Origin of the sequence: Clostridium aceticum (assembly GCF_001042715.1) — a bacterium.
Classification (GTDB): domain Bacteria; phylum Bacillota; class Clostridia; order Peptostreptococcales; family Natronincolaceae; genus Andreesenella; species Andreesenella acetica.
The window spans coordinates 3,154,770-3,180,799 of record NZ_CP009687.1 but is presented as its reverse complement, the minus strand read 5'-3'; the positions used below and the strand labels follow the sequence as shown (position 1 = coordinate 3,180,799).

Genomic DNA, 26,030 nt, shown 5'->3' with positions numbered 1-26,030 from the left:
TAGCATACCTTAGCTTTTAGCTTACAGAAAGTGTATATCCTATGCCTTTAGCGTTCCTTCGACGTATGTTTGATGGCAGTATAGATAATGTTGGCAAATGTTTTATTAGTTCGGTCAATATCTATTTCCTCGCAAAGAAAATTGGAAAAGCAGATGTTTTTCATAAACCTGCTGCTTTGTACGAAAAAGGTATAAGTAAGTTATCAGCAGTAGACACTAAAAAGGATTGTATTGTACTGATATAGTAAGATAGATAAATGAAAATTTTACAGAGTATTCAAGATTTCGTTTTATGTAAAAAAATTTACAATATAGAAAGATAAAGGAAGAACAGAAGGAAAGGAGAGAGGTATATAACATGACAGAAAAGAGAGTACCAATAGAAACAGGTTGGAATTTAGATAACAGCTATGCTGATTTACCGAAATTATTCTTTTCCAAATTTAAGCCAACTCCTGTAGCCTCGCCGAAGCTAGTTATTTTTAATGCTCCATTGGCAACATCTCTTGGTTTAAATGCTTCAGCCTTACAAACCCATGAAGAAGTAGAGATACTTGCTGGAAACCAAATTCCTCAAGGGGCTTTGCCACTTGCTCAAGCCTATGCAGGACATCAATTCGGACATTTTACAATGTTGGGGGATGGTCGAGCGGTACTCATTGGTGAGCAAGTCACGCCTTTGGGGGAACGATTTGATATTCAGTTCAAGGGCTCAGGCAGAACACCCTATTCCCGCGGGGGAGATGGTCGAGCAACACTTGGACCGATGCTAAGAGAATACATTATCAGTGAAGCGATGTATGCCCTTGGTATTGCTACTACCCGTAGCTTAGCTGTGGTAGCAACTGGTGAATCAGTCTTTCGAGAAACTGAATTGCCTGGTGCCATTCTCACACGTGTGGCTGCCAGTCATCTACGCATTGGCACCTTTGAATACGCTGCAGAATGGGGTACTGTTGAGGAACTTCAGGCTCTAGCTGATTATACAATAAAGCGTCACTTCCCAGATGTTGAAACAAATGACAATCCATACCTTTCATTACTTAAGGAAGTGATCAAGAAACAGGCTGCTTTAATTGCCAAATGGCAATTAGTTGGTTTCATCCATGGTGTCATGAATACTGATAATATGACTATTAGCGGAGAAACTATTGACTATGGTCCTTGTGCCTTTATGGATGCCTATGATCCAGCAACAGTATTTAGTTCCATTGATGCTCAAGGTCGGTATGCTTATGGCAATCAACCGAATATTGCTGCATGGAATCTCGCACGATTTGCCGAAACCCTACTGCCTCTATTAGATGCTAACCAGGATCAGGCTGTCAAATTGGCTCAGGGTGCGATTTCAGATTTTCCTGATTTGTATCATAGTAATTGGTTGGCGGGAATGAGGGGAAAGCTGGGAATATTTAATGAAGAAGTGCAGGATGAGTTCCTTATTCAGAGCCTTCTCAATATAATGCACAAGTACCGTGCAGACTATACCAATACCTTCCGAGCGCTGACGCTTGGCAGGTTAGAGGATATGGCTCTGTTTGAAACCGAAGAATTTGCCAAGTGGAATGAACAATGGCAAGAGAGATTAAGTAGGCAGCAAGAGTCTAAGGAATCCTGTCAGCTACTGATGCGGAAGAACAACCCCGCTATAATTCCCCGAAATCATCGGGTAGAAGAGGCGTTAGAAGCAGCAGTAAAACAAGGAGACTACAGGGTAATGCATCGACTTCTTGATGTTCTTTCAAGGCCCTACGATTACTCTTCAGGACAGGATGAATACGCAACGTTGCCTCCAACGTCAAGCTGTTCTTATCGAACTTTTTGTGGTACTTGATGTAGAAGAGCTTAAAAAGCAAAAACCCCTTCTTAAATCTACTAGGTTTAAGAAGGGGTTAGTTTTTTATCAGTGCTATACTATAGATAACCAATTTTATACCTTAACAAAATACGCCTTCCTGCGATTTCAGAAATGAACAATGTTAGCAATTCACTCCAGTGAAAAATCCTAAAATTTGCAAACTCGCTACCGCTCAAACATGCAAATTTCTTTACGGATTTTCCACTTACATGAATTGAACATTGTGGTCATTTCTTGCAAATGCATCCAGTCTGCATTTTGTTAAGCCTTGTAGTTGGTTATCTATATATGTATGTGTCTGACAAAAGCAGTATATAATGGAACGGGGCAAAACTAAGACAGGCTATTATTCTGAAAATGTTCTTTGGTATGTTATCTTTGACCATCCTATGGAGGTCTGAGGGTTCTTGAATTTTGTGAATTTCTAGGAATTAAATATGTCTGCCGCTTCAAGAAAAGCTTCTATTCTAAAGGAATCCACAAGAGAATAAACGGTATTGATATCATTAAGGTTAAGACCTGTTACTTCGATAATTCGATTGATTCTATAGGTTACGGAATTTCTGTGTAAAAATAGAGATTCTCCTGTAGTGCCTAGATTTCTATTTGAATTTAGAAAAGTTTTTAAAGTTATATAAAGTTGCGTTTTATTACATAGGTCATACTCCTTTAGTATCTGTAGAGCAGGATGACAATAATTTTGCAGAGATATTTTATCAGTACAATGGTGTAAAAGATCATAAAAGGAGTAATTTGTATAGTCCACAACTTCATTTGTTTCTTCAAAACTTTGAGCCTGTTTAATTGATACCACAGCCTGAGCAAAGTATCTTCTGAAATCTAGAATATTTTTAAATGGCCAACTAATCCCTATATAGATTTCTTCATCAGAAGCAAGTTCAGACAATGCATTACGTTGTTTCGAAGAAATGGATGGTACCAATATACCAATATAGTTCTTAAATTGAACAAGGTATCCTTTTGGGAAAATCTTCTCCAGCTTTAAACCTACAGTTCGATTTAGGTACCGATTTTCAATACGGGTAATAAACCTTGCAACGACTACAGTCATTTCTTGAGGAAAGTCTAATTTAGACATAGTCATAGGATCAAAGGTATCTGAAAGCTCATCTCCGCTAAGAATATGAAACAAAATACTACTGTAGAAAGATTGGTATGTACCATCCCTGAATCCACTGTTAAATGTCTCAAATAGAATCTTTCCAATCTGAGGGAGCTGTTTACTATGAGAAGGTTTAATGGGCGTGTGATGCACAATCATTACAAGGGCTCCAATTAAGTGACCATTCTGGGTTATACGGGTTACTAGTTTGGGCTGGATGTCTCCTTCCAAAGTTATAATTCTTGATTCTTCTCCATTTTTGCTCCATTCCTGCATATCCTTATTTGATCTGACCTTTTGCATAAACTCTAAGGAACAATGATTACGCTTTATACTATCAAGCCAAAAAAAATCCTTAATATCAAAGGTGGTGGAATATGCAAGTATCTTCATAGTTGGATCTACAAGTATCAGTGCATTTCCAATTAGTGAAGCTGCGGTGTTGATAAGAGAAATAATGTTCTTACCATGGAGGGCTGCTTGTGTAACTTTAAATAAAATTGCCTCAGACTTCAGGTCTTCGTATAGAATATCTTTTGCTAATTGATACACCTTCCGAGTATCTTCTGATTTGATTATTCCACAAAAACTTTCCTTTGGTAATATATTTTCAAGCGAACTTCTATTTGCGGTAAGGAGCATTATAGGACGATCAGGAGGAGATTCTAGCTGAGATAAATTTCCGATATATAAGGTATGATCACTCCATGAAACAGGATCATCAATCAAAAAAACAACATCCAGTATTATTAAATCTCCCATATTATTGATGTTATCATAAACTGAAATTATATGCTCTTCCTGCAGTAGCCTTATCATTTCTAAACATTGCATAGAACTCCCCCTTTTGAAATCGTTTGTGGTTCTTATCATTACTATATTACCACTGATATATATAAAACTCAAAAATAAATATTAAAATCAAAAAATTTGGAATAGTGGAATTTATACAAAAACTGCTGTGTTATTTTGGTTACTGTATATATTTTCCTGTAGACATAAATAGGATATGATAGTTATATCAGTGTTGAAGTTTATAACTATAAAAGAGGGGAGTGGAGTAATATGATAACATCTTTTAATGTATTTGTTCCAGCAATTATGGGGAGTGGAGCCTCATTACGAACAGGTATCAAAGTAAGAGAGATGGGATGTAAAAAAGTTTTAATGGTTTATGACAAAGGACTCAAGGATGTAGGAATTGCTGATGTAATAGTACAAAATATTCAGAGTGCAGGGGTAGAGACAGTCATCTTTGATAAAGTTGTTCCAGACCCACCAGATACAATGATTGAAGAGGCAGCTGAAATTGCAAAGTCTGAGGGAGTAGATGGCATTGTTGCAGTTGGTGGTGGTAGTTCTATGGATACTGCAAAAGGAATTAATGTACTGATAAACAATCCTCCTCCAATTATGAAGTACTTTGGAGTACAGAAAAACCTTAAGCCAGGACTTCCACTAATATTTATTCCCACTACAAGTGGAACTGGGAGTGAAGCAACCAATATGTGTGTTATATCCTGTACCTCTAGAGGTAACAAGGACAGTATTGTTAGCCCAGTTTGCGTGGGAAGTCTGTCAATCGTTGACCCTGATTTAACGTTAGGGCTTCCTCCTAAAATAACAGCGGCAACTGGAATTGATGCTTTGGCACATGCTGTTGAGTCTATGACTGGTGGAAACGCAAATCCAATGTCAGATGCACTAGCAAGGGAAGCAATACGAGGAATCGTGAAATGGCTTCCAATTGCATACAAGGATGGTTCAAATCTTGAAGCAAGGGAGCATATGATTCTTGCATCTATGTATGCAGGTATGGCATTTACTAATGCTCTTGTGCATTTAGGACATTGTATAGGACATACTTTAGGAGCTAAATTCCATGTATCTCATGGACTAGCTTGTGCTGCAGCATTGCCGGAAGTTATAGAGTATACTTCTAAGACTGAATGGAAGAAGGTTGCAATGATATGTGAATGCTTTGGCGCTGAAGTACTAGAGAATGCCACACCTGAAGAAATTGGTTTAATAGGAAAAAATGCTATAAGAAGTTTTCTAAAATCGTTGGATATACCAAACATGAAAGAACTTGGTTTAAAACTGGAAGATGTTGTAAAGATAGCTCCGCTGGTGACAGCAGATACAGGATTCGCTTTGGTTCCATATAGGATTACAGCTGCAAAGATTGCAGAAATACTAAAGTCTGCTTATGACGCGTAAATGAATATAAAATTAACAAGAATATGGAGGGTTAGGTTATGTGGTCAAAATTAACTGTTGATATGAAGAGTCAAACGGTAATAAAGGAAAAAATGGACCTAGAATTTAAAGATCTTGGTGGTCGCGCGTTAATCGCTCAATACATGATGAAAAATGTTCCTCCTCAGTGTGATCCGTTGGGGAGCGAGAATAGACTTATATTTTGTACAACAGTGTTTGCTGGAACAAAATTCACAACAGCTCATCGGATGTCAGTTGGGGGAAAAAGTCCACTAACCGGCGGAATCAAGGAAAGTAACGTTGGTGGTTATGCAGCTTATCAATTGGCGGACCATGGGCTTAAAATGATAGAGGTCCTTAATGTTCCTGAAAAGAAAGGTTTATGGATATTACATATAGATGCAAAGGGTGTAGCGACACTTAAAGATGCATGTCAATACAAAGGGGTAAATAACTACGAATTTGTTGAAAAAATAATGGCTGAGTATGGAGACAAAGTAGCTACGATTTCTATAGGTAGTGCAGGAGAAAGATTATATAAAACTGCATCTATACAAGTTTCTGAGTTTAAGTCAGGACATCCTAGTAGAGCTGCAGCCAGAGGTGGAATTGGAGCTTTAATGGGGAGCAAAGGTCTAAAGGCAATTGTAATAGAAAGTCCTGAAGAAAAGTTTCAAGTTCAGTACGCTGATGAAGAAAAATTCCTTGAAGTATGTTTGAAACTTAATAAATTGGTAGGAGAAGGAGCAAAAACGGATCCATTTAGAAACATCGGTACTGTCGCAACTGTGGATATAACTGGGGCAAATGGAATTCTTCCAGTGGATAACTTCTCAGGAAAACTTTTCCCTGAATACAAGAAAGTTGGATCAAATAAGTTTATGGAGAATCTAGCTACTAGAGGTGGAAAGAATAAAATTGGATGTCAGCCAGGGTGTATCGTGCAGTGTTCCAATTCCTATAATGATGAAAATGGAGAGTACTTAACTTCGGGATTTGAATATGAAACAATTGCTCTATTTGGACCAAACTTGCATATAGCAGATTTAGATGCAATTGCAAAAATGGATAGGCTATGCGACGACATAGGTGTAGATACAATTGAAGTAGCAAATACTATTGCAATGTGCATGGAAACAGAGAAAATTCAGTGGGGAGATGCTGAAGCGGTTATTGGATTATTAAACGAGCTAAAGGAAGGTACTGAATTTGGAAGTCTCCTTGGAAAAGGCTGTGAGGCTGTAGGTAAAAAACTTGGATGCAAAAGAATTCCTGTTGTTAAGCATCAGTCCTTGGCAGGATATGAACCTCGAAACACAAAGGGTACAGGTATAACCTATGCTACAAGCCCTATGGGAGCAGACCACACTGCAGGTATTACAATGGGCAGAGCCTTTGATGATACTGGAAGAACCGCACAAGCTTATGTTTCTAACAAATTACAGGTTGCTATGTGTTTTGCAGATAGTATGATGTGTATATTTGCGTTTGCACATGTGGTACCAGCATTGCCACTTCTAGGAGAATTAATGGGTGCTCTTTATGGTGGAGACACCAACTTTACCCGAGTTAGTACAATGGGAGTGAAAACAATACTAACAGAAAGAGCATTTAATAAAATGGCAGGATTTACAGCTGCAGATGATAGACTTCCCGAGTTTTTTTATAAAGAGCGTTCAATTGCCACAGGCTCAAAATTTGATATCAATGATGTAGAATTAGATGCTCTGTTTGATTTCTAATGATAAAAGTAAACGATAAGGAAATTGAATTTCGGGAAGGTATGACCGTAGTAGATATATTGAATTTAGCTGGAGAGAGTGTAGATCAAATGGTAATAGTAGTGGTTGACGGACAAGTCATACCACATATAGATCTAAAAATGATAACTGCTAAAGATCATATGAAAATTTCTCTTCTCCGTGTGATTTCAGGAGGGTAGTTCCTATTAAAAGCTTATCTTATAAACAAACAAAAGGAACGGTTGGTTGTATATTTTGTTTTACAATGTATTACATAATTGGTGAAATTATTATATACAATAAATTTATAAATGGTGGGTGGGAGAAGCTAACCCACCAATATAAAGCAAAATAAATCATATATGGGGTGGGTTAAATGAAAAACAGGAAAATATCAAAACGCAGAATGATCATTGGTTTGATTGTAGCAACATGGTTGTGTATAACATTGTTTTTGCTAGAAACAATTGGAATACATAGTGGGTGGCCAGCATTCTTGTCGCTAATGTTCTTTACTATGTCTGGTGCAAAAACTGAGAAACTTAAGTCAATCTTTATAGGTGCTACCACAGGCTTGCTTATGGCAAAGATATTGATTGTTGGTGTAGGAATCTTAACATCTAGGGGAATTACAGCACAACCTGCGGTTTTCATTATGGTGTTTGTTACCGTATTCTTATTGGTGGTGCTGGAAGATTTGTCTCACACCCTATTTAACAGCTATTCCTTTGGATATTTCACAGTTGCCCTTGTTCCAGCAAAACAAGCTACATTTGAATGGCTAATAGCTTTGTACTTAGGAGGAGCATTTTTTATAGGTGGTGTGATTATGTTATCCCGGTATGTAAGTAAAAAACAAGCAAGTAAAGCAATGAATACAGAGAAGGTAAAAGCATAACAGAAGAGCAGCTTCTATTTACCTAATGAAGTGGAGTGTGCAAAATTAATTTGGTTGTCTTATGATTTTAGCTGTGGTATAATTTTATTAATAATTCGAACTATTTCTATTTAATCAAATATTAGACCAGATGATGGCAACGGGAGATATCAAGTGAATTCATGTATGAATCATTCATTTTGATAGCCGAAGGAGCAATATGAAGATTGCCGAAGCTTCATAGAAACTCTCAGGCAAAAGTATCGTTGTTGGATGGACCTCTGAAAAGACCTAATAAATAGGCGCCGAAGGAGAAAGTTGTATTCAATATAGCGATACTCTCAGGTAAACAAACAGAGAATGTAAGGCTTTTATTAGCTTTGCATTCTTTTTTATTGTCAAACAAACGAAAAACAGGAAGAAAACCGATACTTATATGGCAGAATAAGAGAAAAAATCAAAAAATACAAGGAGGAAATTATGGAGACTTTAAAAAGAACCGTACTTTTTCATGAACATTTAAGATTAAAGGCGAATATGGTAGACTTTGGTGGATGGGAAATGCCTGTTAATTATCCAGCGGGTATTAGTGAGGAGCATCTTTATACACGACAAAAAGCAGGAATTTTTGATATTTCCCACATGGCAAGATTTGTGATCACTGGAAAAGAAGCAGTGAAGTTTTTACAGTATGTATTAACCAGTAATGTTCTAGCTCTAGATTTGAATCAGGCTCAATATACGATAATCCCTAATGAAAACGGCGGTGCTCTGGACGATGCTTACCTGTATCGTTTTTATGAGGAAGAATATTTGTTGGTGGTGAATGCAGCCAATGCTGAGAAGGATTGGGCACATTTAACAGAAGTGATCAAAGACTTTGATGCTCAAATCACCAATCAATCCGATGTACTTGCAATGATTGCTATACAAGGACCTGATTCAAAAAATATTTTGGCGAAACTTTCAGGTGACGCTTATTTAACGGAACCTGTTAAAAATGCCCTTAATATTGTTGCGTTAGATGGCAAAGAAGTACGGGTTGCTAAAACAGGCTATACAGGAGAACCTATAGGTTTTGAACTGTTTGTCAAATCTGAGGAGGCTGTTGCTATTTGGAACCTTTTAATAGAAAAGGGTGCAGCACCTGCGGGACTTGGAGCAAGGGATACCTTAAGGATGGAAGCTGGTTATCCGCTTTATGGTCATGAACTAGGTTTAGATATCGATGGCAAGGAAATTCCTATTTATTCTGTACCATTAGCTAAATTTGCTGTCAGCTTTTCTGAAGCAAAAGGAGAGTACATTGGTAAAAAAGCATTACTAAAACAGTTTGAGGCGCTACAGAGAATAATAAAAAGAGACTTCTCAGACAATTCTCATTTACCAAGGATGATCAAGTCTATTGCCTTGCTGGGAAAGGGAATTGCCAGAAACGGATGTAAAGTATATAAAGATGGGGTAGAGGTAGGCTTTGTAACTAGTGGTACGATGGCACCTTACTTTAAAACAGAGGGGCAGGGGTTAGACACTGTCATAAAAGAGGAAAAAGGTATGAGGTCTATCGGTCTTGCTCTTGTCAACAGCGATGTTTTAGTAAACGATGAGGTGGAGGTTGAGATTCGTGGAAAGAAGGCAAAGGCAGCGATAGCTCCTTATCATTTGAGAGGGGATGCACCACCTTTTGCTAGACCTATTCTTTATGGTTTTGAAGAAATATATAAAGTTGATACGGCATCAGACTATAAAACAAAAGCGTTGAACTTGATTGAGAAAAGTTTGGAAAATCACATGTGGCGCCAAGAGGAATGTATCAACTTGATACCTTCTGAGCAATCCCACTCTAGTGCTGTAAGAATGCTGTCTATTATGGATCCTTCCTTTAGATATGCTGAACATAAAAAAATAAAGTCCTTCTATGATTATGATGTTTTCTATTATCAAGGTACAAAATTCATAGATGAAGTAGAGCATCTATTAGTAGAGGAATTAAAAAGATACTTTAATTGTTCAGAAGTTGAGACAAGGGTGATTAGTGGTCAAATGGCCAATACTGCCGTTTTCAGTGCTTTAATGGATTATAAAAATAGAGTGAATCGCAAGAGGGAAGCAAGTCGATTGGGTTATGTTTTAAATAACCATATTATTAAAGGTGGTCATCTAAGTGCACAGCCTATGGGTGCTTTACATGATTATATCGCTATTGACCCTGTTACCGAAAAATCTGCTGTAGTGAATTTCCCTGTATTAAAGGATAATAATTTTAAAATAGATGTTGAAGAAACAAAGAAAGTTATTGATAAGTATAAACCAGAGCTTATCATCTTTGGAAAAAGTATGGTACTGCACAAAGAACCAGTAAAGGAAATTAGGGAATTTGTTGATGAACAAAAAATTAATACGACGATTATGTATGACATGGCCCATGTTCTTGGATTAGCGGGGGACTACTTCCAGAATCCATTTGCTGAGGGAGCTGAAATTGTCACTGGTTCTACGCACAAGACGTTCTTTGGTACACAAAGAGGAATTATTGCTGGAAACTATCAAAAGGAAGATTTTAAATACGAGTTTTGGGAAACCATTGAAAGAAGAGCTTTCCCTGGAAGTGTCAGCAATCACCATTTGGGAACCATGCTGGGACTTTTGATGGCAGCTTACGAGATGAATTACTTTAAGGATGATTACCAAAAAAATATCATTGAAAATGCAAAACATTTTGCAAAAGCCTTAAAGGAAGCTGGTTTAGATGTGGTAGGAGATCCTGCGATATCTTATACTGAAACCCACCAGGTTATGGTCAACGTAGGTTACGGTATAGGTCCTGGGATAGCCAACAGATTAGAAGACAACAACATTATTGTAAACTATCAAGCAACACCAGAGGAAGAAGGCTTTACTGCATCAGGAGCCTTACGTATTGGGGTTTCTGAGATGGTGAGATTTGGTTTTGATAAAAAAGAGTTTGAGCAGTTAGCTGAAATTATAGCGGATATTGTTTTGAGAAATAAAGATGCTAAGGAAGATGTAAAAAAATTAAGAAGTGGTTTTACCAGTATGAAGTATTGCTTTACAGATGAGGAGATCGGTACCAGCTTGAACAAGCTAGTTAAAGGTATTCATCTGTAAGATAATTTACTACAAACCTGCTTTTGCAGCCCCTTTGTTTTAGGGGGTTAGCGATTGAATACAGCAGTAGTGTGGATTTCCAGAGATATATAAAGGGTGTAATTTTGATCTCTATAGGGATGATAAGTAATGAACATGTGTGCTGGTTGCGGCAAAAGCATATAAGTCTGACAGATTGATACTATTTGTTTTATAGGTCCACAAAGACTAGTGAAATAGAAGTCTTTGTGGGCTTTTGTTTTCTATAAACTTGTAGCTTTTTACGGTTCTTGTTTTTTAACAGCTTTTAATAATGTTGCCCTGTTAATCTTAGACATGCCATACCTATTTCTCAGATTATCCATAGTTTTTTCAAGATTCTCTTCTTTATTAGAAAAACTATTTATATCAAGTGAATCAAACAGTGAAATTTGATTTGATCTACAATCTTTATCAAAACCACTAAGACTAATACCAAGCAATCGTACAGGAGCGGAAGGCTTCCAGTTCTGTTTAAGAAGTTGAATACCAATAGATGTAATTTCTTTCGTTAAATAAGTAGGTGGTATAGTCATTTGACGTGTTATGGTTTGAAAGTCTGAATACTTAATAGTAATTTGTACAGTACATCCCTTTTTATTATACTGACGAGCAGTCATTCCTACCTCCTCAGCAAGCTGCATCAATACCACTTTGGCAGTTTCTATATCATAGAGATCCTCTGAAAGTGTCGTAGACTTACCGATGGATTTTACTTCATCTTTAGCATGAGATATTACAGATGAAGGATCTATTCCATTAGCTTTTTTATGAAGCTCACCACCTAGTTTCCCAAATTTTTTCACAAGAAACCCTGGATTTAAAAGAGCTAAATCCCCTATCGTTTCAATACCTATATTTGAAAGTTTTTCAGCAGTTTGCTTTCCAATACCATGCATAGACTTAGCAGGAAGAGGCCACAGTTTATCTTTAATATCTTTTTGCCAAAGCTCTGTAATACCTAAAGGTTTTTTCATATCAGAAGCCATTTTGGCAAGAAACTTATTTTCTGATATCCCTATAGAGCACCATAACCCTAGTGCACTATGTATATGATCCATAATTTTTTGTGCCGATACTATAGGTTCTCCAAAAAGTCTCTCGCAGCCTGTCATATCCAGCCATGCTTCATCGATGCTGTTCTGTTCAATAAGAGGGGTGTAAGAAGATAGAAGATCCATAACTTCCCTTGATTTTTCAGCATAGAAATGATGGTCAGGTGGAACCAGTTTTATATCAGGGCAAAGCTTTAAAGCCTCGTGAAGTACCATAGCGGTTTTCACCCCGAAACTTCTTGCCTCATAGTTGGCAGCCAAAATAATCCCTGTGCGTTTTTGAGGATCTCCTGCTACTGCTGCAGGGATACCAATAAGCTCAGGGTTTCTAGTCATCTCACAGGATATAAAAAATGCGTTCATATCAACAAGAAATATTACTTTCTTCATAGCGATGAGTCCTTTCGTAGAAGTTTGTTACTTTATTGAAAAACTACTATACTTTTACAATGAAATTATATCATTTCATAGAGTTTGTTTACAAATAGGTTTGTTAATAAGTCTAGCATAGTATGCACAAGGAGGTGTGTAGCAAATTATAAAGATTTGTTAAAATTTAATGAAGGAGGATAGAAGTTAGGCTGTAATAGTATAAACAAGAGTCGGTTGAGATGATAAGCATCATCTTGACAGGCTCTTTTAAGTTGAAAAAGAAATTTAAAAAGTATGGTAAAAAAAAGAAAAATATGATAATATTATAACAAATTAATGATTATGATAATCATTAACAAAAAAGAAGTTAAATCAATAAAAAGGTTCGCTAGAATGAATGTGTGCAAATATCTGTGTATGGGGGAAGGTTTTTATGGGAAATCACAAAAAACAATTTGTTTGGCTTAATCCAGTAGTAGAAAGCATAGTGGGTAGTGACTACTATAAGTTACTAAAACACATTGAAGATCAAGGATATACTGTTGTTACCTGCAGCAATCAAGCAGATAGGATAAGAAATGCATACAAAGCATATATACAAGGTACAAAACATAAGCCAGTAATAGATGCTAGATGTCCTGCTATTATTCAATATATTAAAGAAAAATATCCTGAAGCACTGGATAAAATAGCACCCATTGATCCAATTCTTATTGCCTGTGCTCATGAATTGTATGAAAAACATATAAAAAAAGACTCAAAAACCGCAACTTTGACCATCGTAACGCCATGCACTCAGTTGGTAGATTTTGGAGAAGCTGTTTTTTGTGAGGGGATGGAATTTCTAACTTGGAAACAATTTAAAAAGAATATTGATTACAAAATGATAGATGAAAAATTATCTGCTTCTCCTATTCCCCTTGGTTTTTTTGACAGTTTAGCAATGAAGGTGGAAAAAGCTAGTGGGGAAGAGGAGATAGAGCATGTGATTAAAAATATTATCTCTAATGATATTTGTAGAGAGATTGAGTTGTGCGAGTTATTATTATGTCAAGATGGCTGTCATAATGGAGATGGTCTTTAAAAAATAATGGGGTGAGACTATTGAAAAAAATCAAAGGATGGTTTATTCCAATCATGATCATACTTATATGGACGATAGGGTCAGCATTAGAGCTATGGAATGCATACATTATTCCATCACCTATGCGAACTTTACAGTCAACAATAAGACTTTTGGAGAATGGAACACTATTTAAGCATATAGTTGCAAGTTTGAATAGAGTACTTATAGGTTTTATAGTGGCTTTCTTTTTAGCCTTTCCATTGGGAATTATGCTAGGAATGAAAACTAAGCTGATTCATTACTTTAACCCTATACTAGAATTTGTTCGGCATGTTCCTCCTCTAGCCACTGTACCGATGCTGATACTGTGGTTTGGTATTGGAGAGATGTCTAAAATAGTAATTATTATACTGGCCTCGTTTTTTCCTATTTTTTTAAATACTTTAAATGGGGTTCTTCATTGTGATAAAAAGTTGTTGGAGGTAGGAGAATCCTTTGGACTAAGTAGTTATGAAAAATTCTATAAAATTATCCTACCAGCTACACTACCATACATCTTCGTTGGAATGAGATTAGGGCTTGGTTACAGTTGGAGGGCTCTTATCGGAGCAGAGTTGGTGGCAGCCTCTTCTGGTATAGGATACATGATATTAGATGCTCAACAACTTTCTCGTACCGATGTAGTTATAGTTGGTATTTTAACCATTGGAATATTAGGCTCAGCTATTGATTATTTGTTTTTTAAGTTAACACAATACTTTACAATCTTAAAGGAAGGTGATCAACAACATGGCTGGAGTTAGGATATCCAACTTAAGAAAACAGTACAAAATAGGTGCACAAACGATTCATGCATTAAAAGACACCAATTTACTTATTCCTGAGGGTAGTTTTACTACAATTGTTGGAAAAAGTGGTTGTGGAAAAACAACTCTTTTAAGATTGTTATGTGGATTAGAAGAACCGTCGGGAGGGGAAATAGAGTTTACTTTTATGAATACTGGTAATAGGATAGGGAAAAAGCCAGTTGGTATAGTTTTTCAAGAATCGCGATTAATGCCTTGGTTAACGGTCAAGGAGAATATGGCATTTCCACTATTTAAAATGAAAAACAAAAGAGAAATAGATGAGATTGTAGAAAAGTATTTACATATCATGGGATTGGAAAAATTTAAAAATGCATATCCTTCACAAATTTCTGGAGGAATGGCTCAAAGGACTGCTGTTGGTCGTACTTTATGCTATAATCCAGAAATCATATTAATGGATGAACCATTTGCGGCATTAGATTATTTTACTAGAAAAAACCTCCAAGAGGAAATGGTCAAATTATTTCTTTCGCAAGGAAAGACAATTATTTTTGTTACACATAATGTGGAAGAGGCTGTTTATCTGGGGGAAAAAATTATTGTATTTAGTGAAGGGCAGGTGATCATGGAACATTGTGTACCTTTATCTTATCCAAGGCAGAGTAACAATTTAGATTTTGTAAACATCAAGGAAGAAATACTTGATGTCATTACAGGAAGTCAAACAAAAAAATTACACACATAATTACTGGGGGGCGAACAAATGAAAGTTTTAAGAAAAAATCAGCGAGTAATCAGTATTATTATGATGAGTTTCATGGCATTATTTTTCTTAAGCGGATGCAGCAGTAAAGAACCAGCAGGGGTCAATACAGAAGTAGAAGTAGTGGATAAAATTAATATTACTTATGTAAAAGCACCTCTTAATGTACCATCTATTGTACAAAAACACCAAGGATTGTTTGAGGAGGAATTTGGTGAAGATAATATTGAAGTAAATCTATTGGAAATTACATCTGGGCCTGAACAAACTCAAGCATTGGCAGCAGGAGAATTAGATTTCTTAAATGCTGTTGGAGGAACTTCGGCTATCTTAGCAGCAGCCAATGGTGTAGATCTTAAGATTATAAGTGTTTATAGTCGGGCTCCGAAAGCCTTTATGATTTTAACAAACTCTGATGAAATAAAAACTGCCGCAGATTTGGAAGGTAAAAAGGTAGGGGGGCCAAAGGGAACTGTATTGCATCAATTACTAATAACTGCCTTAGATACCAATGATTTAAGTGAAGATGACATTGAATATATTGCTATGGATATTCCTAGTGCCTTATCTGCATTAACGAATGGTAGTATAGATGCTGCCCTTTTAGCAGGTCCAGCTGCTTTACAAGCTATCAAAAGCGGTGCTGAAATTGTTACTACAGGTGAGGGTTTAGTAGAAGGAACGATTGTTGTAGCTGTAAGAGGAGAATTCTTACGTAAGTATCCTGACTTAGTAAAGAGATTTGCTAAGGTTCATCAAGAAAGTTTAGCGTTTATACAAAACAATATAGAAGAAGCCTATAGAATAACAGCAGAAGAAACAGGACTTACTATAGAGGATGCAAAGATGATGTATGAATGGTATGACTTTGATCCTGCTATCAAAGCTTCAGATATTGAGGAGCTAAAAGTTACACAAGAGTTTTTAAAGGAAAATGGTATGTTGGACAAAACTATTAGTATTGAAGGCTTAATCACAGTGATAGAATAGTTGCTATAAAAAAATAATAAACATCAAATAACTAAGACCCCAAAGGCTGCTATAGCAGTATTTGGGGTCTTTTAGTTTGGTTAATAGGGAAATTCATTCCGCCCATTAAGCACTAAAATACCATTCTTGCTTTTTAACAGCTTTTAATAAAGTGTAAGGAAAGTATCATTAGCATTAACTTAAGCCATAATTTGTCATCCTGAGGGGAACAAAGCGGAGCAGAAGGATATTTGTATTAGCAAAAATCTTCGTTATTCCACGATCCTTCCCTAACCCTCAGGATGACAATCCCAGAGGATTTTGAAAATAGTTGTGTCAAATTAACGCTATGGAATATAAATAAAATTCATAAAAAGTATTGATATATTATTTATATCTGTTATATTATATATATATCAGATATAAATAATATTATAAAATACTATCGAAACTAAATTGATACAGTAGAATTGATATTAAAAACTTTAGTATGAAAAAAATGAATGAAAGAGGTGAGAAGCATGTTGATTTTAAAAAATGTATCAAAAACCTACGACAAAAAAAAGAAGGCAGTAGATGATATTTCGTTGGAAATTAAAAAAGGGGAAATCATAGGCTTTATTGGGCCTAATGGTGCAGGAAAAACAACTACGATAAAAATGATTACAGGAATGATTGCACCAACAGAGGGTAGTATAGAGATTAATGGCTTGGACATTTCAAAGACCCCTGTTGAGGCGAAGAAGAACTTTACTTTTGTACCAGACCATCCAACAATATTTGATGCAATAAAGGGGATTGACTATTTGAACTTTATGGCAGACATTTATGAAGTTTCCATCAAGGATAGAAAAGATAGAATTGAGAAGTTTACTAAAGCATTTCAGATCTATGATGCACTTACTCAAACTGTTAATTCTTATTCCCATGGTATGAGACAAAAGCTATTAATATCTGGTGCTTTGTTGCCAAACCCGAACTTATTTATTTTAGATGAACCTTTAGTAGGTTTAGATCCCTATTCTGCTAGAATTTTAAAGGATTTAATGAAGGAACACTGCAAAAAGGGAGGTACAATATTTTTTTCTTCCCATGGTTTGGAAGTGGTGGAAAATTTATGCCATAGAGTGGTAATGATTCATAAGGGAAAACTTATAGCTTGTGATGTGCTGGAGAATATTAAAAAGAGCAAGGATGCTACACTGGAAGAAGTGTTCTTGGAGATGACGAAGGATGAATAAATTTATAGCACTAACCAAAATTCAAGTAAAGGATTTTCTAAGTAAATATGTCCAGCACTTAAATGTAAAAAATAAGTGGTTTAAAATAATTATTTTAATATTACCAGCCCTTTTGATTTTTCCAGCACTACAACTAGTAAATAGAATGTATGATATCTTTTATAGTATTGGTTTTTCGGAACTCACCATTACTTATATGTATATAGGTAATGTGATGATGATGTTCTTTGCAGGTATTCCCTTAATTATTTCAACATTTTTTTATGCAAAGGATTTAAGGTTTTTAGCTACTTTACCTGTAAGGAGCGATATTATTGTATTTTCCAAACTTACAACTGTTTACCTCTACCTTTTAGCAATTGGATGTTTTTTCTTTGGAACCTCAGTAATCGTTTATAGTACAAAAGGGGGACTTCAGTTAGTCAGCTTGGTGACAGGGTTGATAGCCTTACTTCTATCACCACTGCTGCCGATGATATTATCTGCATTAATCGTTATTCCTTTGATGTCCCTCATAGGAGGTGGTAACAAAAGAAATATGATGGTTATGGTTGGAAATCTTTTGTTGCTGGCAGCCATCATATATCTACAAATGGCCTTAACAAGAATTGAAATGGATCCTGAAGCTTTGTCTAGTCTTTTGCTTCAAGAAGATGGTCTACTGCGATTGTTAGGACGAAGTTTTCCTCCAAGTATTTGGTTAACAAAAATGGTTCAAGGTTCATTAGCCAATGGAGGATTTTTCATTCTTGTTAATTTGGTTTTCATCTTTATTCTTAAACTAGTTTCTAGCTTATTGTATACTAAAGGCTTAATGGCCTTTAATCAAGAGGGAGGGGGATTAGTAGAAAAGGGCAAAATTTATTATAAAGTTAGAAGTAAGAGAGTACAAATGATTAAGCGGCATATAGGGGTTATATTCAGCAACCCTGTCTTTTTTCTAAATACAGTACTGACCATGTTTATACCCGTTTTAATGTTTGTGATTATGTCCTTTACTGGAGAAGTCACATCAGAGTTATTTAACTCTCCTATGTTGGCCCCTTATCTAATCTACATTTATACAGCAGTAATAACGGCTCCAGCTATTGTTGGAAGTCTCTCAGCCACGGTAATTAGTCGGGAGGGAAAAGCCTTTTGGGAAACGAAGGTTTTACCGATTAGTACGGGAGATAATATAAAATATAGGATTTATGCAATGCTAATATTATCGTTGGTAGGTTCAATAACCCTTGCTATAATAGGGGCTATTTATTTACCAGTAACATATACTATGCTACTTATAGCGGCAGCATTTTGTATTTCTGCAACCTTATTTTTTTCCACTATTGATATCATAATAAATATACAGAGACCTATGCTGAATTGGACCAGCCCAACTGCAGCAGTGAAGAATAATTTTAATGTAATATTTTCCCTTTTAATAAAGATTGTGGTAGGAGGAGTACTGTATCTTCTGTATCTAATCATACCTGACTTAGGAGCAAGTGTAATGATATTAGGCAGCAGCGTATTATTTCTTATTCTTTATGTTGTTGCAAGCTACTTTTTGTTTGGAAGATATAAAGAAAGGTTTGATAGCATAGAATTATAACGATAGAAAATTAAATCACTGGAAAAGTTTCATACTTTAAGGACGTTGAGTTAGGATATGCTCATCGTCCTTTCTTTATTTTTTCTCAGCGAATAAAAAGATAAATAGATTCTAGTTTTCTTAGGAGATATATTATGTCATGTTTATTTCTTTCCGTAAGAAATATAGTTAAATTTTTAAATCATTAGTGTTAACTTAAGCCAATGACTTTTAAATAGGGATTGTAATTTTTATAGTGAGAGAATATACTATTAGTATCCCCCTATGGGGGATATTAATAGTATAGGGGGATTCATAAGTATGGGAGGAAAAATTGCTTCTTTAAAGGTGCTCAAAACAGATAAAAGCATTAAAATGATAATGGCACTGGCTATTCCAGCGATGCTGGAAAATACTTTGCAGGTGTTCATTGGCGTAGTAGACACCTATTTTATTGGGAAGATTGGCACAGAAGCTATAGCTGGTGCTGGAATCACGAATCTAACAATGAATATGTATATCGCTTTTTTTCTTGCATTAGGGGTAGGAACAACTGCTATTGTATCCAGAAACATAGGGGCTGCTAATTATGAAGAGGCAAATAATGCAGTGAAGCAATCATTAATTATGGGGGTATTCATCAGCTTAATTTTTGGAACGCTTAACCTCGTATTTTCAAAAAATATATTGATGCTTTTAGGGGCTGAAGAAAAAGTAATTCAATATGCATTGCCATATTTTTTATCTGTAGCTGTGCCTTCTGTGTTTTTGTGCATCATGATGATTTTATCTAGTGCTTTAAGAGGAACTGGAGATACCAAAACACCAATGAAAGTCGTTCTTATAGCCAATATTGTCAATGCAGTACTTGACTATGTATTGATCTTTGGATTTGGATTTGGGATTTTAGGGGCAGGGTTAGCTACTACTCTTGCTAGAATCGTAGGAGTCGTTCTATTACTGAAAAAAATTAAAAGCAAAGAAACAAAAATATATCTTTCTCTTTCAAATCCATGGAAAATCAACAAAAATATGTTAAAATCAATTATAAAGATTAGTTTACCGGCAGCAGTAGAAAGGTTAATCATGAGGTCTGGACAGCTTATATATGGGGGAATGATTATTAAGATTAGTACAGAAGCCTATGTGGCCCACAATATAGCTGGTACGATAGAAGCCTTCTCCTACTTGCCGGGAATGGGGTTTGGTGTAGCAGCAGCTACTTTAGTTGGTCAAAGCCTAGGTGCAAGAAAAGATGATGAAGCTAAAAAGTTTGGGTGGATGGCTTATTTTTTAGCTACAGGGTTTATGATGGTGGTAGGGATGATTTTCTACATATTTGCTCCTTTTCTTGCACAGTTATTTACCAAAGATGATACAGTGATTCATCTAGTGGTTAAGGTCCTAAGAATTATTGCACTGTTTCAACCTTTACTATGTGCAACACTTGTTATAACCTCATCCCTACAGGGAGCGGGCGATACAAAGTTTCCTATGTACGTAACGCTTATAGGTATATGGGGAGTAAGGATTTTAGGGGTATATATTTTAGGCATGAAGTTAGAATTGGGGCTAGTGGGTGTCTGGCTTGCCTATGCTATCGATGTAACTATTAGAGGCGTTATCTTGATGATACGATTTTTAAAGGGTAATTGGAGAAAAATCAGCATAGGATAATCTTTTTATGAAAGGAGATTACAGATATGAAAGAACATCATCATCCTCAGCAAAAAAAAATTATCAATAGAATGTCAAGGGTAATTGGTCATGCAGAAGCCATAAAGAGAATGTATGCAGAGGGAAAAGAGTGTAGTGAAATATTAATACAAATCGCAGCGGTTAAATCAGCACTCAATAATATAGGTAAGTTAATATTGGAAGACCATATCAACCATTGTATTATAGAAGCTGTAGAAAACAAAGATCATCAAGTGCTAGAGAAATTAAACGATGCAATAGACAAGTTTATAAAATAAGGTAGATACTAGGACTATTGTTGGATTATCATTATAATGTTATTAAAAAGCATGCTGTATTGGTGGAAATACCAGGTATAGTGTGCTTTTTTATTTACCTTTTTAAAAAATAATTATTGACATATGTCATAAACTGGATATAATAAAGATATAAATGACATATGTCATAAACTCCAAGGAGGTGATCCTATATTAAGGAAAGTCGGAGCTAGTCAAAGGAAAAAGGCAGCGGCTAAAAAAACACTGGAAACATTAAACAATATCAATATGAAGGAGTTAGTAAAATGAGTGAAATTTGTGAACAAAGTTGTAACACCTGTAGTAGTGACTGTAGCGAAGATAAGGAAGAGATAGTTGACTTTTCTGCTAATCCCCATGAGTTGAGCAGCATTAAAAAAGTCATTGGCATTGTTAGTGGTAAAGGAGGTGTAGGCAAGTCTTTGGTTACTTCCTTGCTTGCAGTAATGATGAAACGGAGGGGTTATAAAACTGCTATTCTTGATGCTGATGTAACAGGACCATCTATACCTAAAGCGTTTGGCATTACGGAAAAAGCAATAACAACTGAAATAGGGTTATTGCCTGCCAAAAGTAAGACAGGTATTGATATTATGTCAATTAATTTGCTTTTAGAAAATGATACAGACCCTGTAGTTTGGAGGGGGCCTATTATTGCTGGAGCAGTTAAGCAATTTTGGACAGATGTAATATGGCACGATGTTGACTTTATGTTTATTGATATGCCCCCTGGAACAGGTGATGTGCCTTTAACTGTGTTTCAATCGTTAGCTGTAGATGGTATCGTCATTGTAACTTCACCACAAGAACTGGTTTCAATGATCGTGTCCAAGGCAGTTAAGATGGCAAAGATGATGAACATACCTATTATAGGATTAGTAGAAAATATGGCATACTTCAAATGCCCAGACTGTGATAAGGAGTACCAAATATTTGGAGAGAGCCATATTGAAGAAATTGCAGAAAAGCATGATATTGCTATGCTTGCTAAGCTGCCAATTGATCCTAAAATATCAGCAGCTTGTGATAAAGGCATGATAGAGCTTTTCGATGGAAGTTGGTTGGATCAAATTATAGAATTCTTAGGAAAAGAAATGGAGGAAAGAAAATGAAAATTGCAGTAGCCAGTGAGAATGGAATGGTCACAGAGCATTTTGGCCATTGTGAAAGTTTCTATATTTTTGATGTGGAAAATAATCAAATCGTCAATAGTAAGTCTATACCTAATCCTGGGCATAGACCTGGGTTTCTGCCTAATTACTTAAATGATATGGGGGTTAATGTAATTATCTCAGGTGGTATGGGAAGTGGTGCAATTGATATTTTTAATGAAAAAGGCATAGAAGTAATCTTAGGAGCCAGTGGAAATGCAAAGGCTGTAGTAGAAAAATATTTACAAGGCAATCTTAAGTCTGTAGGTTCTGCGTGTCATCAGCATCAGCACCAACATGAATGTGGTCATTAAAAGAATTTTGTTTTTAAAACTCCCTTTTGTGTTATTTATTGGATAATGTGGGAATATATAAAGTAATAGTGCGGAAGCAATAAAAACAAAGGGGGATATGTAATGGGAAAGAAAGCTGTAGAAATTGCTAAGTTAGATGTGGAAAAGTTAATCCAAATGTTAAATGAAGCACTTGCTGAAGAGTGGTTGGCTTACTACCAATACTGGATTGGTGCAAGAGTTATGGAGGGACCAATGAGAAGTGAAGTAGAACCTGAATTAATACTACATGCTACACAAGAGTTAGCGCATGCTGAACTGGTAGTAAATCGTATTATTCAGCTAGGTGGCACACCAATCCTTAATCCAAATGACTGGAAAAAGTTTGCAAAATGCGATTATGAAGAACCTACAGACCCATATATTGAAGCGATTTTAGAGCAAAATCTTAGGGGCGAAAGATGTGCTATCAAGAGATATGAGGAAATTGCTGCATATACAGATGGAAAAGATTATTCTACATATCAAATGGCAGTTACAATATTAGATGAAGAATTAGAGCATGAACATGATATTGAAGATTGGTTAACAGATATAGCAAGATTAAAAGATGATATAAGAAAGATAAGATTGTAGTCGATTTCTCTACAACATAACAAACTAATCTTTTAAAAAGGGTAAGGCTTGAAATATAAAAAATTCAAGTCTTACCCTTTTATTATGTTCCTTAAGGGCAACCTGATTTTTACTTAACACAAACATAACATCCAATTAATATGGCATTAACGTCTACCCTGTAGAATGTGGTTAAGTAAACAATCAATAATCTGCAGAAGAAGAAGAGATGCAAAAATATTGAGGATTGCCTATCAATGCAAGGAGGTAGTATAAGTTGGCAAATATTACGCTAGAAAATATTACTAAGAAATATGAAAGCACTACCGTGATTGAAGGATTGAACTTACAAATAAAAGACGGATCATTTACTGTATTGGTTGGACCATCTGGGTGCGGTAAGTCAACAACCTTAAGAATGATAGCAGGACTTGAGGAGGTAAATGAGGGAAAAATTATGATCGGTGATGAGGACATAACAGATGTAGCTCCAGGGGAGAGGGGGATTGCTATGGTCTTCCAAAATTATGCACTGTATCCAACCATGACGGTAAGAGAAAATATAGAATTTGGTCTCATCAACAACAAAGTAGAAAAAAAGGAAAGAACAAAGATAATTGGTGAGATTTGCGATATTGTAGGACTTACAGGGTATTTGGAGCGTAAACCGTCTAAGCTTTCTGGTGGACAGAGGCAAAGAGTAGCATTAGCAAGGGCAATGGTAAAAAGACCTAGGGTATTCTTAATGGATGAACCGCTCTCTAACTTAGATGCCAAGTTAAGAAATCAAATGAGGACAGAACTGATTCAGCTTCACAAGAAACTAGGGACGACGTTTGTATATGTAACCCATGATCAAGTAGAGGCGATGTCTATGGGAGATAAAATCGTAGTCATGGATGGTGGTGTTATTCAACAGGCTGAATCTCCAGCTACCCTATATAATGAGCCTGATAACATCTTTACAGCACAGTTTATAGGGGCACCCCCTATGAATATTCTTTCAGGACAAAAACTATTTGAGCATGTTCCTTATATAGGTTTTAGACCTGAGAAAGTGAAACTATCCTCTGCTAGTGGGAGCAACTGTATATCAATACCAGGAAAAATTCTGACAAGAGAAATTCTAGGTTCTGAGACAATTTATCTTGCCGCTACGGAATTAGGAGAGGTAAAAATAAAGGCCTATGAGCCTAAGTTCCAAGAGGATGAAAACTTAATGCTAAATATAGAGCATAACAATCTATATTTTTTCAATACTGATGGCAAGAGAGTCAAAAATAAATTTTAATAATGGAGGACTTTACGAATGGTTTTATGGGATAAACTAAAACCTTATTTCATGGTAGGGCCAGCAATAGGATTGTTTTTGACATTTTTTATGTATCCTATAGGATACTTGTTTTTTCTAAGCTTTACATCATGGAATCTTATCAGTCCTAAAAAGGAATTTGTGGGGTTTGAAAACTACTATGAATTATTACAGGCTCAGCAGTTTCATACAATCTTAAGAAATACAACAGTATATACCTTTTTAATGGTGACAATATCCATAAGCTTAGCGCTAGTATTGGCATTATGGTTAAATAAAAAGGGTTTTTTCTACAACTTTGCTCAAGGAGCTATTTTTACACCTCATATCATATCTTTAGTGTCAGTATCTTTAGTTTGGCTTTGGATTATGGACCCTGATTACGGTTTGCTTAACTGGGTACTGGGGTTGGTTGGCTTACCACCATCTAAATGGATTGCGTCTCCTGATACCGCTCTAAGCTCCTTAGTACTGGTGGGGGTATGGAAAACCTTGGGATATAATACTTTGGTTCTACTGGCAGGATTGCAAAGTATTCCTAAAGATATCTATGAAGCAGCGACACTAGACCGTGCCAGCAGGTGGGCAACACTTTGTAAAATAACACTGCCTATGCTATCTCCAACTTTATTCTTTCTGTTAGTAATAACAACGATAGCCTCCTTCAAAGTATTTGACACCATAAACATTATGACACAAGGAGGACCTATTGACGCTACCAATATGATTGTATTTTTTATCTATCAAAATGCTTTTGACTTTTTCAGGATAGGTTATGCTTCAGCAGCTGGGATGCTATTGGTAATTTTAATAGGGACATTAACCTTCTTGCACTTTAGGTTATTGGCTAGACGTGTACATTATAAATAAAAGGGGGAGTAATTAATGGAAATCAGACAGAAAGCATTAGGAACAGCAAAAACCAGAAAAACCACAAGAAATCCAACAAAAACACAGCTTCAAAAAATCTTTCGGTTTACGTTGAGGGTACTGGAAAGAAGCATTTTAGCAATAATGATTTTGGCTTTTATTTTTCCTTTTTTATGGATGGCTTCCACCTCCATAAAGGCATTTTCAGAAACCTTAATTTTTCCACCTAAGTGGATTCCAGAAAGAATTATACTAGAGAACTATGCAAGAGTATTATCCTCAGGACCATTTCTTCGATACTTCTTCAATAGTGTTTTCGTAACAGTTTCTATACTGATGTTACAGCTGTTGATTATGATTCCTGCTGCCTATGCTTTTGCTAGATATGAGTTCAAATTCAAAAAAATATTATTTGGAATTACCTTATTATCTCTTATGGTCCCAGAACAAATAACCTTTATACCTATTTATTTACAAATGAGCTCTTGGAATCTACTAAAAACCCATGCACCATTAATCCTGCCCTTTGCTGCCAGTGCCTTTGGTATATTCCTATTAAGACAAGCTTTTATGCAAATCCCGGATGAAATTATTGAAGCAGCTAAATTAGACAACGCTTCGGAGTGGCGAATCATGTGGAAGATTATGGTGCCTATGACTAAGACAGTGTTAGTTACTTTTTCGCTTTTTAGCATTATTTATCACTGGAATGCATACTTTTGGCCTCTTGTTATGACAAACACACCGGATTTTAGAACATTACCTATTGCTATAGCAATGTTAAAGAATTCTGAAGGACTAACCCAATGGAATGTTGTAATGGCAGGAAACATGATTTTAGTTATGCCCATATTAGCCATATATTTCTTTGCACAAAAGCAGATTGTTAAGGCTTTTGTTTACTCTGGAATTAAGTAGTAACTTTGATTCTAGAAAACTCATTATCAAAACATCAGCTTAAAAATTTAAGGAGGAAGAAA

The 26,030-nt window shown here is 35.9% G+C and carries 23 protein-coding genes and 2 riboswitches; of the genes, 21 read left to right on the top strand and 2 right to left on the bottom strand.

The features are described from left to right. Window positions 1-41 precede the first annotated feature (41 nt). A complete protein-coding gene (locus tag CACET_RS14625; protein ID WP_044824518.1) occupies window positions 42-245 on the top strand; it encodes a hypothetical protein in 204 nt (67 codons plus the stop codon). Between the two features lie 113 nt (window positions 246-358). After that, complete coding sequence (locus CACET_RS14620) at window positions 359-1,834, top strand: protein adenylyltransferase SelO (protein ID WP_044824519.1); 1,476 nt, start codon at window positions 359-361, stop codon at window positions 1,832-1,834. Window positions 1,835-2,282: 448 nt separating this feature from the next. Here the strand turns inward: CACET_RS14620 and CACET_RS14615 are convergent, their stop codons facing one another. Further along, window positions 2,283-3,815 carry a PucR family transcriptional regulator gene (locus CACET_RS14615; protein WP_044824520.1) on the bottom strand — a complete coding sequence of 511 codons (1,533 nt, stop codon included), beginning with the start codon at window positions 3,813-3,815 and terminating at the stop codon, window positions 2,283-2,285. Between the two features lie 231 nt (window positions 3,816-4,046). Here CACET_RS14615 and CACET_RS14610 point away from each other — a divergent pair, with 231 nt between their 5' ends. From CACET_RS14610 to gcvT, 5 genes are all read left to right on the top strand, one after another. Continuing rightward, complete coding sequence (locus CACET_RS14610; RefSeq protein ID WP_044824521.1) at window positions 4,047-5,201, top strand: iron-containing alcohol dehydrogenase; 1,155 nt, start codon at window positions 4,047-4,049, stop codon at window positions 5,199-5,201. 38 nt (window positions 5,202-5,239) lie between these two features. After that, entirely contained in the window at window positions 5,240-6,943 is a 1,704-nt protein-coding gene (locus CACET_RS14605; protein ID WP_044824522.1) for an aldehyde ferredoxin oxidoreductase C-terminal domain-containing protein, read from the top strand. Next, complete coding sequence (gene thiS / locus CACET_RS14600; protein WP_044824523.1) at window positions 6,943-7,143, top strand: sulfur carrier protein ThiS; 201 nt, start codon at window positions 6,943-6,945, stop codon at window positions 7,141-7,143. The genes CACET_RS14605 and thiS overlap by 1 nt, the downstream gene beginning before the upstream one ends. Window positions 7,144-7,319: 176 nt before the next feature. After that, on the top strand, window positions 7,320-7,841 hold the full coding sequence (locus tag CACET_RS14595) for a DUF1097 family protein (protein ID WP_044824524.1): 522 nt from the start codon (window positions 7,320-7,322) through the stop codon (window positions 7,839-7,841). Window positions 7,842-7,971: 130 nt separating this feature from the next. Then, window positions 7,972-8,096: riboswitch (glycine riboswitch) on the top strand. 3 nt (window positions 8,097-8,099) lie between these two features. Further along, window positions 8,100-8,179: riboswitch (glycine riboswitch) on the top strand. A gap of 121 nt (window positions 8,180-8,300) precedes the next feature. Next, window positions 8,301-10,949, top strand: coding sequence for a glycine cleavage system aminomethyltransferase GcvT (gene gcvT, locus CACET_RS14590; RefSeq protein ID WP_044824525.1), 2,649 nt, complete (start codon window positions 8,301-8,303; stop codon window positions 10,947-10,949). A 260-nt stretch (window positions 10,950-11,209) separates the two neighbouring features. Here gcvT and dinB read toward each other — a convergent pair whose 3' ends face one another. Then, window positions 11,210-12,412, bottom strand: coding sequence for a DNA polymerase IV (dinB, locus tag CACET_RS14585; RefSeq protein WP_044824526.1), 1,203 nt, complete (start codon window positions 12,410-12,412; stop codon window positions 11,210-11,212). Window positions 12,413-12,827: 415 nt separating this feature from the next. Between dinB and CACET_RS14580 the strand changes: the two genes are divergently transcribed. The 14 genes from CACET_RS14580 to CACET_RS14515 all read left to right on the top strand — a co-directional run bounded on the left by CACET_RS14580 (window position 12,828) and on the right by CACET_RS14515 (window position 25,968). Next, a complete protein-coding gene (locus CACET_RS14580) occupies window positions 12,828-13,478 on the top strand; it encodes a [Fe-Fe] hydrogenase large subunit C-terminal domain-containing protein (protein ID WP_044824527.1) in 651 nt (216 codons plus the stop codon). Between the two features lie 11 nt (window positions 13,479-13,489). Continuing rightward, on the top strand, window positions 13,490-14,263 hold the full coding sequence (locus tag CACET_RS14575) for an ABC transporter permease (protein ID WP_341410502.1): 774 nt from the start codon (window positions 13,490-13,492) through the stop codon (window positions 14,261-14,263). After that, window positions 14,250-15,014: an ABC transporter ATP-binding protein gene (locus CACET_RS14570; RefSeq protein WP_044824529.1), complete on the top strand. Its 765-nt coding sequence runs from the start codon at window positions 14,250-14,252 to the stop codon at window positions 15,012-15,014. Before CACET_RS14575 ends, CACET_RS14570 begins: the two co-directional genes overlap by 14 nt. A gap of 18 nt (window positions 15,015-15,032) precedes the next feature. After that, window positions 15,033-16,022 carry an ABC transporter substrate-binding protein gene (locus CACET_RS14565; protein WP_044824530.1) on the top strand — a complete coding sequence of 330 codons (990 nt, stop codon included), beginning with the start codon at window positions 15,033-15,035 and terminating at the stop codon, window positions 16,020-16,022. Between the two features lie 500 nt (window positions 16,023-16,522). Then, the gene (locus CACET_RS14560; RefSeq protein WP_044824531.1) at window positions 16,523-17,242 is read left to right on the top strand and encodes an ABC transporter ATP-binding protein; all 720 of its coding nucleotides are present in this window, start codon (window positions 16,523-16,525) and stop codon (window positions 17,240-17,242) included. Continuing rightward, window positions 17,235-18,836: a hypothetical protein gene (locus CACET_RS14555; protein ID WP_044824532.1), complete on the top strand. Its 1,602-nt coding sequence runs from the start codon at window positions 17,235-17,237 to the stop codon at window positions 18,834-18,836. The genes CACET_RS14560 and CACET_RS14555 overlap by 8 nt, the downstream gene beginning before the upstream one ends. 300 nt (window positions 18,837-19,136) lie before the next feature. After that, window positions 19,137-20,492, top strand: a complete 1,356-nt coding sequence (locus CACET_RS14550) for an MATE family efflux transporter (protein ID WP_044824533.1) — start codon at window positions 19,137-19,139, stop codon at window positions 20,490-20,492. 26 nt (window positions 20,493-20,518) lie between these two features. Next, window positions 20,519-20,791: a metal-sensing transcriptional repressor gene (locus CACET_RS14545; protein ID WP_044824534.1), complete on the top strand. Its 273-nt coding sequence runs from the start codon at window positions 20,519-20,521 to the stop codon at window positions 20,789-20,791. 284 nt (window positions 20,792-21,075) lie between these two features. Continuing rightward, a complete protein-coding gene (locus tag CACET_RS14540; protein WP_044824535.1) occupies window positions 21,076-21,921 on the top strand; it encodes an Mrp/NBP35 family ATP-binding protein in 846 nt (281 codons plus the stop codon). After that, window positions 21,918-22,274, top strand: a complete 357-nt coding sequence (locus CACET_RS14535) for a NifB/NifX family molybdenum-iron cluster-binding protein (RefSeq protein WP_044824536.1) — start codon at window positions 21,918-21,920, stop codon at window positions 22,272-22,274. Before CACET_RS14540 ends, CACET_RS14535 begins: the two co-directional genes overlap by 4 nt. A 102-nt stretch (window positions 22,275-22,376) precedes the next feature. Next, on the top strand, window positions 22,377-22,889 hold the full coding sequence (locus CACET_RS14530; RefSeq protein ID WP_044824537.1) for a ferritin-like domain-containing protein: 513 nt from the start codon (window positions 22,377-22,379) through the stop codon (window positions 22,887-22,889). Between the two features lie 256 nt (window positions 22,890-23,145). Next, a complete protein-coding gene (locus tag CACET_RS14525) occupies window positions 23,146-24,159 on the top strand; it encodes an ABC transporter ATP-binding protein (RefSeq protein ID WP_044824538.1) in 1,014 nt (337 codons plus the stop codon). 18 nt (window positions 24,160-24,177) lie between these two features. After that, complete coding sequence (locus CACET_RS14520) at window positions 24,178-25,050, top strand: carbohydrate ABC transporter permease (protein ID WP_044824539.1); 873 nt, start codon at window positions 24,178-24,180, stop codon at window positions 25,048-25,050. Between the two features lie 15 nt (window positions 25,051-25,065). Further along, window positions 25,066-25,968, top strand: coding sequence for a carbohydrate ABC transporter permease (locus CACET_RS14515; protein WP_082058175.1), 903 nt, complete (start codon window positions 25,066-25,068; stop codon window positions 25,966-25,968). The last annotated feature ends 62 nt before the right edge of the window (window positions 25,969-26,030 follow it).

Bases quoted from the DNA above. Each gene is read 5' to 3' on its own strand.
- CACET_RS14625 (WP_044824518.1), top strand. From the start codon at position 42: ATGCCTTTAGCGTTCCTTCGACGTATGTTTGATGGCAGTATAGATAAT.
- CACET_RS14620 (WP_044824519.1), top strand. From the start codon at position 359: ATGACAGAAAAGAGAGTACCAATAGAAACAGGTTGGAATTTAGATAAC.
- CACET_RS14615 (WP_044824520.1), bottom strand. From the start codon at position 3,815: ATGCAATGTTTAGAAATGATAAGGCTACTGCAGGAAGAGCATATAATT.
- CACET_RS14610 (WP_044824521.1), top strand. From the start codon at position 4,047: ATGATAACATCTTTTAATGTATTTGTTCCAGCAATTATGGGGAGTGGA.
- CACET_RS14605 (WP_044824522.1), top strand. From the start codon at position 5,240: ATGTGGTCAAAATTAACTGTTGATATGAAGAGTCAAACGGTAATAAAG.
- thiS (WP_044824523.1), top strand. From the start codon at position 6,943: ATGATAAAAGTAAACGATAAGGAAATTGAATTTCGGGAAGGTATGACC.
- CACET_RS14595 (WP_044824524.1), top strand. From the start codon at position 7,320: ATGAAAAACAGGAAAATATCAAAACGCAGAATGATCATTGGTTTGATT.
- gcvT (WP_044824525.1), top strand. From the start codon at position 8,301: ATGGAGACTTTAAAAAGAACCGTACTTTTTCATGAACATTTAAGATTA.
- dinB (WP_044824526.1), bottom strand. From the start codon at position 12,412: ATGAAGAAAGTAATATTTCTTGTTGATATGAACGCATTTTTTATATCC.
- CACET_RS14580 (WP_044824527.1), top strand. From the start codon at position 12,828: ATGGGAAATCACAAAAAACAATTTGTTTGGCTTAATCCAGTAGTAGAA.
- CACET_RS14570 (WP_044824529.1), top strand. From the start codon at position 14,250: ATGGCTGGAGTTAGGATATCCAACTTAAGAAAACAGTACAAAATAGGT.
- CACET_RS14565 (WP_044824530.1), top strand. From the start codon at position 15,033: ATGAAAGTTTTAAGAAAAAATCAGCGAGTAATCAGTATTATTATGATG.
- CACET_RS14560 (WP_044824531.1), top strand. From the start codon at position 16,523: ATGTTGATTTTAAAAAATGTATCAAAAACCTACGACAAAAAAAAGAAG.
- CACET_RS14555 (WP_044824532.1), top strand. From the start codon at position 17,235: ATGAATAAATTTATAGCACTAACCAAAATTCAAGTAAAGGATTTTCTA.
- CACET_RS14550 (WP_044824533.1), top strand. From the start codon at position 19,137: ATGGGAGGAAAAATTGCTTCTTTAAAGGTGCTCAAAACAGATAAAAGC.
- CACET_RS14545 (WP_044824534.1), top strand. From the start codon at position 20,519: ATGAAAGAACATCATCATCCTCAGCAAAAAAAAATTATCAATAGAATG.
- CACET_RS14540 (WP_044824535.1), top strand. From the start codon at position 21,076: ATGAGTGAAATTTGTGAACAAAGTTGTAACACCTGTAGTAGTGACTGT.
- CACET_RS14535 (WP_044824536.1), top strand. From the start codon at position 21,918: ATGAAAATTGCAGTAGCCAGTGAGAATGGAATGGTCACAGAGCATTTT.
- CACET_RS14530 (WP_044824537.1), top strand. From the start codon at position 22,377: ATGGGAAAGAAAGCTGTAGAAATTGCTAAGTTAGATGTGGAAAAGTTA.
- CACET_RS14520 (WP_044824539.1), top strand. From the start codon at position 24,178: ATGGTTTTATGGGATAAACTAAAACCTTATTTCATGGTAGGGCCAGCA.
- CACET_RS14515 (WP_082058175.1), top strand. From the start codon at position 25,066: ATGGAAATCAGACAGAAAGCATTAGGAACAGCAAAAACCAGAAAAACC.